Raw genomic sequence first — 7,155 nt, 5'->3', positions numbered from 1 at the left:
TGCGGGCAGCCAAGCAGTACCTCAGCTATGTAGGCGGGGCGCCGTTTCAGCCGGCGGTGGCCTATGCGCTCAACCATGAGGACACCTGGGTCGATGCACTGGGGGATTCGCTGCAGCGAAAACGGGACAAGTTGGCCGCGGCGCTCACCGACATCGGCTTCGATGTTCACGACAGCGCCGGGACGTACTTCCTGTGCGCCGATCCGCGTCCCCTCGGATACGACGACAGCACCGCGTTCTGCGATGAATTGCCACACCGCGCAGGGGTGGCAGCGATCCCGATGTCGGCCTTCTGCGATCCCGGTGGTGCACTGGAAGCGTGGAATCACCTGGTGCGCTTCGCCTTTTGCAAGCGCGACGACACCCTCGACGAGGCCGTCCAACGCCTGCAGGCCCTGCGCCGAGATTGACGTTGTGACGGGCTTTTGAGTCCGTGTGTCGGGTTGGGCGGGAGGGGCCTCAGCGCTTCTTAACCTTGAGCACCTGCTTGCGCAGGCCGTCGGTGGCGGTTTCCATCGCCCCTTTGAGGGTGCGCTTGAACAGGAAGCCGGGGATCGGGATCGACGGGTCTACCGCGAGGTCGAACCGGACCTTCGTCTTGTCCCCGGTCGGGGTGAGCGTGTAGGTCGCCTCCTGCTTTCTGAGCTGACTGGACTTGATCAGCGTCCACCCTGCCGTCGTGTCGGTGAAGCTGTACTCGACCTCCATCTCGTCGGTGATTCCGGCTGCCTTAACCTTCATCTTGACCCGTTTGGGCCGACCGTCCTCATACCTGTCGAGAACCTCCGCGCTCTGGTACTGCGGGGACCACGTCGGGGCATTCTCCACATCTGCGATGACGTCGAGGATCTCCTCGGGTGTCGCTTCGATGACCACTTCGCGGGAGTCGTTGGCTGCCATGGATTGACAGTATCGAGACCGGGGGCGGCTAGGGAACCGATTCCCGGTAGGCCGCCACAACCGGCTCCAACTCGTCCGGGGTCGCGCCATGCAGGATGACCGCGTCGGCGCCGTAGTCGAACTCCCGGCGAATCCGCGCCACGCACTGCGGTGCCGACCCGGTCGCCGCAGGCTCCAACCATTCGTCAGGGATCAGCGTTGCGATGTGCTCGATCTGGTCGGCGGTGGCTTTGTGGTCAATGCCCCCGGCCACCGACTGCACCACCTCATCGGCACGGAAACGTTGCAGCACGGCCGGATCCCAATGGTTGGTGCTGACCATCAGATCGCCATAGCCCTGCAGATAGGTCGCCAGCCTGGCCACCGTCTTCTTCATCCGCAATTCCTCAGGGAGGTGAGCGCCCACGGTGGCGAAGCACGACCACACCCGCACGGCGGCCGGGTCGCGGCCTGCCTGCTCGGCTGCGTCCTTGACGGTCCGCACACAGCGCGCCACCGTCTCCGGGGTGAAATAGGTGTGCAAGATGACGTCGTCGAACAACCGGCCGCCCAGTCGCAGCGTCTTCGGCCCGAACGCCACCAACGCCAACCGGATGTCCTCCCGGAAAGCCGGATCGAGCACCAAGATCGGGTACTTACCCATCGGGCCGTTGTGTCCGACGATCACCTCGCCGCGCCAGAGTCGGCGCATCATCACCGCGAAGTCCTCGATCTGCGCGGTGCTGACCGCCGGAATCCCGAAGGCCCCGTACACCGCGGCGATACCGCGGCCGACCCCGAGGGTGAACCGGCCGCCGGAGAGCCGATGCATCGTGGTGGCCCACGATCCGGTGATCAGCGGGTGACGGGTGTTGGGATTGGTGGCCGCCGTGGCGATTTGCATGCGCTGGGTGACTGCGCAGGCCGCACCCGTCAGCGAGGCCGCCTCCTTGACGTTCCATCGTTCGGAGATGAACGCCGTCCCGAAGCCGAGTTCCTCACCGCGGCGGGCCTCCTGCATCAGTGTCGCCGGACCCTCCCCGCCGGCTCCGGCGAGCAGGTAGTAGCCGAGTTCGTCGAGGTTTCGGTGCATCTGCGTGCGCTCACCGCTCGCTCGTGCACCGAAATCGGTCATGTCCGCTCCACTTCGCTCGGAATGCCGAGACCGAGACTGTTGACGAAGCAGATCACCGCCAGCAAGGTGCTGTCGACCACCTCGGTGAAGGCGATGCCCTTCTGGCAGGCGAAGCCGGTGGAGAGTGGATGCTCCTCCTTGTCTGCGCGTAGTGCCACCAGACGACCGTCCTGTACTTCGGCGACCATGCCGCAGAGTGATTCGCAGATGCGGCAGTAGGTGGTTTTGCGCTCGGCCCGATGCTGTGTCGTCATGGTCAGATCCGGTAGTCGGCCAGCAGTCGCTTGCTGATGATGGATTTCTGGATCTCGCTGGTGCCTTCACCGATCAGCAGGAACGGGGCGTCGCGCATCAGGCGCTCGATCTCGTATTCCTTGGAGTAGCCGTAGCCGCCGTGGATGCGGAAACTCTGCTGGGTCACCTCCGCGCAGAACTCGCTGGCCAGGTATTTGGCCATACCGGCTTCCAGATCGTTGCGCCGGCCGGAGTCCTTCAGCCGGGCGGCGTTGACCATCATCAGATGCGCGGCTTCAACTTTGGTGGCCATCTCGGCGAGTTGGAAGGCGATGGCCTGGTGTTCGGCGATGGGCTTACCGAAGGTGGAGCGCTGCTGGGCGTAGCGCACCGCGAGTTCGAAGGCCCTGATCGCCACCCCGCAGGCTCGGGCTGCGACGTTGACCCGGCCCACCTCCACGCCGTCCATCATCTGGGCGAAGCCGTGCCCGGGTTGTTCACCGAGTACGTCTGAGTCGTGGGCGACGTAGCCGTCGAAGATCAGTTCGGTGGTGTCGATCCCCTTGTAGCCGAGCTTGTCGATCTTGCCCGGGATGGTGAGCCCGGGCGCCACTTCGCCGAAACCGCTGGGTTTTTCGATCAGGAACGCGGTCAGGTTGCGGTGCGGGGAGTCAGCGCCCTCCTCAGTGCGGACCAGGGCCGCGACCAGGGTAGACGTCGCGCCGTTGGTCAGCCACATCTTCTGGCCGTGCAGGATGTAGGTGCCCTCGGGGTTGCGGATCGCCTTGGTGCGGATCGCGGCGACGTCGGATCCCACCTCGGGTTCGGACATGGAGAACGCGCCGCGGGTCTCACCGGTTGCCATCCGGGGCAGGAACCGCTGCTTCTGCTCGTCGGTTCCGTGCTGGCGGATCATGTAGGCGACGATGAAGTGGGTGTTGATCACCCCGGAGATGCTCATCCATCCCCGCGCGAGTTCCTCGACGCAGAGGGAATAGGTCAGCAGCGACTCCCCCAGACCGCCGTACTCCGCGGGGATCATCAGCCCGAACAGACCCATCTCGCGCATCTGGTCGACGATGGCCTGCGGATAGCTGTCGGAGTGTTCGAGGTGCTGGGCGTTCGGGATGACTTCCTTGTCGACGAAGCGCCGCACCGTGGCGATGATTTCGGTCTGGAACTCGGTCAGGCCCAGGGTCTGAGCGAGCCGAGTCACTGCGTCACCGTCTCGAACACGGCGGCCAAGCCCTGGCCACCGCCGATGCACATGGTCTCCAGGCCGTAGCGGGCACCGCGCCGGTGCAGTTCGCGGGCGCACGTGGCCAGCATCCGCCCCCCAGTGGCCCCGACGGGATGGCCGAGTGAGATTCCCGAACCATGGATGTTGGTGCGCCGGCGATCCTTCTCGGTGAACCCCCACTCCCGCATGACGGCGAGGGCTTGGGCGGCGAAGGCCTCGTTGAGTTCGATGACGCCCATATCGGCCAGCGACAGACCTACTCTGCCCAATGCGGCAGCGGTGGCCGGGACCGGGCCGATGCCCATGACCTTGGGCTCTACACCGGCAACCGCCCAGGAGACCAGTCGGACCATCGGCTGCAGGCCCAGCGCTGCGGCCTTCTCGGGGGTGGTGACGATGCACATCGAGGCGGCGTCGTTCTGGCCGCTGGCGTTGCCAGCTGTCACCGTCGCCTCCGGATCATGTTGCAGCAGCAGGGGTTTGAGTTGGGCCAGCGCTTCGATGCTGGTATCTGCTCGGGGATGCTCGTCGGTGTCGATCACCTGCTCGCCGGAACGGCCCGGCACCGTCACCGGGATGATCTCCTGCGCCAGGACACCGCTGCGCTGCGCGGCGACGGCCCGCTGGTGGGACTGCACCGCCAGTTCGTCCTGTTCGGCCCGGGAGATGCCGTACTGGCGGCGCAGATTCTCGGCGGTTTCGAGCATTCCTCCCGCAACCGGATGGCTCTTGCCACCGGCGGTCACCCGGCCCCGGGTGAGCCCGTCGCGCATCCGAACACCACGACTGCCCGCACCCCAACGCATATCGGTCGAGTAAAAGGCGACGTTGCTCATACTCTCCGCGCCGCCGGCCACCACCACGTCGTTGACGCCGGAGGCCACCTGCATGCAGGCGTTGATGACTGCCTGCAGGCCCGACCCGCAGCGGCGGTCGACCTGCATGCCGCACGCGCTCACCGGCAGGCCGGCGTCGAGTGCCACCACCCGGCCCAGTCCCGGCGCCTCGGGATTGGGATAGCAGTGCCCGAGGATCACGTCCTCGACCGACTCCGGTGCGACCCCGGCGCGGTCAAGAAGTCCGGTCAGCGCGGCAACCGCGAGATCGACAACGTTGAGGCTCTTGAACATTCCGCCGTAGCGGCCGATCGGAGTCCGGACCGGTTCGCAGATCACAGCGACTCGGGACACTAGATGTGCCGCCCGCCGGTGACTTCCAGGACCGTGCCCGTCATGTACGACGAGAGGTCAGAGGCGAGGAAGAGCGCGACGGTCGCTACCTCACGGGGTTCTCCGGCCCGGCCCATCGGCACTTCGGCAAGTTTGGCGTCCCAAATCCGTTGCGGCATAGCCTCCGTCATCGCCGAGCGGATGAGGCCTGGTTGGATCGCGTTGACCCGCACCCCGAGATGGGCGAGTTCTTTTGCGGCGGCCTTGGTGAGGCCGACGATCCCGGCTTTGGCCGCCGAATAGTTGGTTTGGCCGATCAGCCCGACCTTGCCGGAGATCGACGACATGTTGATGATCGCGCCCCCACCCTGCTCGCGCATCACCGCAGCGGCCGCGCGGGTGCCGTTCCAGGTGCCTTTGAGGTGAACGGCGATGACCTCGTCGAATTGTTGCTCGGTCATCGTGCGCAGCGTGGCGTCGCGGGTGATGCCGGCGTTGTTCACCATCACGTCCAGGCGGCCGAATTGTTCCACCGCGGCGGCGACCAGGGCCTCCACATCAGTGGCCGAGGTGACGTCGCAGCGCACCGCGCGTACGACGTCGTCGCCGCCCAGGGTTTCGGCGGCCGCGCGGGTCTGGTCCAGATCAAGATCACCGAGCACCACCCGAGCCCCCTCGGCGATGAACACCTCGGCGATGGCGTAGCCGAGTCCCTGCGCACCGCCGGTAACGATCGCGGTCCGACCTGCCAGCAACGCCATGCGTCTGATCGTATTTGATGACGTCATGACTGCTGAGCCTGCCGTGGGCGACGACGACTTCCGGGACATCCTGGCCCAGACCCGCCATTTCGTCCGTTCGGTGATCGTGCCCCGGGAGTCGGAGATCGCCGAGGGTGACCGCGTACCGGACGACATCCAGCAGCAAGCCAAGGCAATGGGACTGTTCGGATACGCGATCCCGCAGCAGTGTGGCGGTCTGGGCTTGAACATCGTCCAAGACGTCGAGTTGGCCTTGGAACTGGGCTACACCTCGTTGGCGGTGCGGTCGATGTTCGGCACCAACAACGGCATCGCCGGCCAGGTTCTCGTGGGATTCGGCACTGAGGAACAGAAGGCACGATGGCTGGAGCCGATGGCTGTCGGGGAGGTGGTCGCCTCGTTCGCCCTGACCGAACCCGGCGCGGGGTCCAATCCGGCGGGCCTGCGGACCCGGGCCGTGCGCGATGGCGATGGATGGTTGATCAACGGACAGAAGCGCTGGATTACCAACGCGCCGGTGGCCGACCTGTTCGTGGTGTTCGCCCGGACCCGACCCGCCGACGCCGACGGCGCCGGCATTGCGGTGTTCCTGGTGCCCGCCGATACCCCGGGGGTGCAGGTGGGCGTCAAGGACGCCAAGATGGGCCAGGAGGGCGCCTGGACCTCCGATGTGTACTTCACCGACGTCGCGGTGGGCTCGGAGGCTCTCATCGGCGGCAGCGAGGACATCGGCTACCGAGCCGCCCTGACCTCCCTGGCCCGTGGCCGCATCCACCTCGCGGCGCTGGCGGTGGGGGCCGCGCAGCGCGCCCTGGATGAGTCGGTGTCATTCGCGACTACGGCCACCCAGGGCGGTGTCCCCATCGGCACCTTTCAGCTGGTGCAGGCGATGCTGGCCGATCAGCAGACCGACGTGATGGCCGGGCTGGCGATGGTGCGCGAGGCGGCGCGGCAGTGGCTCGACGGATCCGACCGCCGGATCGCCCCGTCGGCGGCCAAACTGTTCTGCACCGAGATGGCCGGCCGGGTCGCCGACCTGGCCGTGCAGATCCACGGCGGTACCGGCTACATGCGGGGGGTGCCGGTGGAGCGCATCTACCGGGAGGTGCGGTTGCTGCGGCTGTACGAGGGCACCAGCGAGATTCAGCGGTTGATCATCGGCGGGGGCTTGGTGAAAGCCGCGCGGGCCAGAGAGTGATAGTGGTGGCCAGGGCCGGGATCGAACCGGCGACCTTCCGCTTTTCAGGCGGACGCTCGTACCAACTGAGCTACCTGGCCGGAAGGCCCCAGTGAAGGTGCCTCGCCGAATCGGCGACCCTGACGGGACTCGAACCCGCGACCTCCGCCGTGACAGGGCGGCGCGCTAACCAACTGCGCCACAGGGCCTTGCTTGTGCACTCCGCGAATCCACGTCGTACGTACCCCCTACGGGATTCGAACCCGCGCTACCGCCTTGAAAGGGCGGCGTCCTAGGCCGCTAGACGAAGGGGGCCTGGCCGAATCTCTCCGGGGTGCTTAACGACGTCTCCACGTTGAGCGCACTTGAGCTTAGGGGATGCCAGGCCAATCCCCAAACAGCCCGGTCCCGTCCGTCGAAGACAGCCCAGTATTCTGGTGCCCGCGCCCCTATAGCTCAGTTGGTAGAGCTACGGACTTTTAATCCGCAGGTCCTAGGTTCGAGTCCTAGTGGGGGCACTCTTTCGGTTGGATTACTGGCTCTTCGGATCTTGCCGGGGT

Annotated in this window: 7 protein-coding genes, 4 tRNA genes and 1 pseudogene; 3 read left to right on the top strand and 9 right to left on the bottom strand. The window is 66.2% G+C overall.

Annotated features, from left to right (window positions below; genetic code table 11):
• Nucleotides 1-410: aminotransferase class I/II-fold pyridoxal phosphate-dependent enzyme (locus tag ADBZ5N_RS16335; protein ID WP_526259200.1), on the top strand; the 410-nt coding region annotated here is incomplete at its 5' end.
• Between the two features lie 49 nt (nucleotides 411-459).
• Here the strand turns inward: ADBZ5N_RS16335 and ADBZ5N_RS16330 are convergent.
• From ADBZ5N_RS16330 to fabG, 6 genes and pseudogenes are all read right to left on the bottom strand, one after another.
• Entirely contained in the window at nucleotides 460-900 is a 441-nt protein-coding gene (locus ADBZ5N_RS16330; protein ID WP_526259198.1) for an SRPBCC family protein, read from the bottom strand.
• Between the two features lie 28 nt (nucleotides 901-928).
• A complete protein-coding gene (locus tag ADBZ5N_RS16325) occupies nucleotides 929-1,972 on the bottom strand; it encodes a TIGR03857 family LLM class F420-dependent oxidoreductase (RefSeq protein WP_526259202.1) in 1,044 nt (347 codons plus the stop codon).
• A 113-nt stretch (nucleotides 1,973-2,085) separates the two neighbouring features.
• Nucleotides 2,086-2,268, bottom strand: a pseudogene (locus ADBZ5N_RS16320) (hypothetical protein); the annotation flags it as partial.
• A 2-nt stretch (nucleotides 2,269-2,270) separates the two neighbouring features.
• Entirely contained in the window at nucleotides 2,271-3,464 is a 1,194-nt protein-coding gene (locus tag ADBZ5N_RS16315) for an acyl-CoA dehydrogenase family protein (protein ID WP_526259196.1), read from the bottom strand.
• Entirely contained in the window at nucleotides 3,461-4,678 is a 1,218-nt protein-coding gene (locus ADBZ5N_RS16310; RefSeq protein ID WP_526259194.1) for a thiolase family protein, read from the bottom strand. Before ADBZ5N_RS16310 ends, ADBZ5N_RS16315 begins: the two co-directional genes overlap by 4 nt.
• Nucleotides 4,678-5,418 carry a 3-oxoacyl-ACP reductase FabG gene (fabG, locus tag ADBZ5N_RS16305; protein ID WP_526259192.1) on the bottom strand — a complete coding sequence of 247 codons (741 nt, stop codon included), beginning with the start codon at nucleotides 5,416-5,418 and terminating at the stop codon, nucleotides 4,678-4,680. Before fabG ends, ADBZ5N_RS16310 begins: the two co-directional genes overlap by 1 nt.
• 25 nt (nucleotides 5,419-5,443) lie before the next feature.
• Between fabG and ADBZ5N_RS16300 the strand changes: the two genes are divergently transcribed.
• On the top strand, nucleotides 5,444-6,616 hold the full coding sequence (locus ADBZ5N_RS16300; protein ID WP_526259190.1) for an acyl-CoA dehydrogenase family protein: 1,173 nt from the start codon (nucleotides 5,444-5,446) through the stop codon (nucleotides 6,614-6,616).
• 3 nt (nucleotides 6,617-6,619) lie between these two features.
• On the opposite strand, the gene ADBZ5N_RS16295 is transcribed toward ADBZ5N_RS16300, so the two are convergent.
• The 3 genes from ADBZ5N_RS16295 to ADBZ5N_RS16285 form a co-directional block, all read right to left on the bottom strand.
• Nucleotides 6,620-6,696, bottom strand: a tRNA-Phe gene (locus ADBZ5N_RS16295).
• A 34-nt stretch (nucleotides 6,697-6,730) separates the two neighbouring features.
• Nucleotides 6,731-6,804, bottom strand: a tRNA-Asp gene (locus ADBZ5N_RS16290).
• A 33-nt stretch (nucleotides 6,805-6,837) separates the two neighbouring features.
• A tRNA-Glu gene (locus ADBZ5N_RS16285) sits at nucleotides 6,838-6,910 on the bottom strand.
• A 130-nt stretch (nucleotides 6,911-7,040) separates the two neighbouring features.
• On the opposite strand from ADBZ5N_RS16285, the gene ADBZ5N_RS16280 reads away from it, so the two are divergent.
• Nucleotides 7,041-7,113, top strand: a tRNA-Lys gene (locus ADBZ5N_RS16280).
• The last annotated feature ends 42 nt before the right edge of the window (nucleotides 7,114-7,155 follow it).

The sequence above is a fragment of the Mycobacterium sp. genome, from assembly GCF_044370595.1.
Lineage (GTDB): Bacteria > Actinomycetota > Actinomycetes > Mycobacteriales > Mycobacteriaceae > Mycobacterium.
Note: the sequence above shows the minus strand (reverse complement) of the source record. Positions and strands in the feature narration are given on the sequence as shown.

Coding starts and splice junctions, on each gene's coding strand:
- ADBZ5N_RS16330 (WP_526259198.1), bottom strand. CDS start 900: ATGGCAGCCAACGACTCCCGCGAAGTGGTCATCGAAGCGACACCCGAG.
- ADBZ5N_RS16325 (WP_526259202.1), bottom strand. CDS start 1,972: ATGCACCGAAACCTCGACGAACTCGGCTACTACCTGCTCGCCGGAGCC.
- fabG (WP_526259192.1), bottom strand. CDS start 5,418: ATGGCGTTGCTGGCAGGTCGGACCGCGATCGTTACCGGCGGTGCGCAG.
- ADBZ5N_RS16300 (WP_526259190.1), top strand. CDS start 5,444: ATGACTGCTGAGCCTGCCGTGGGCGACGACGACTTCCGGGACATCCTG.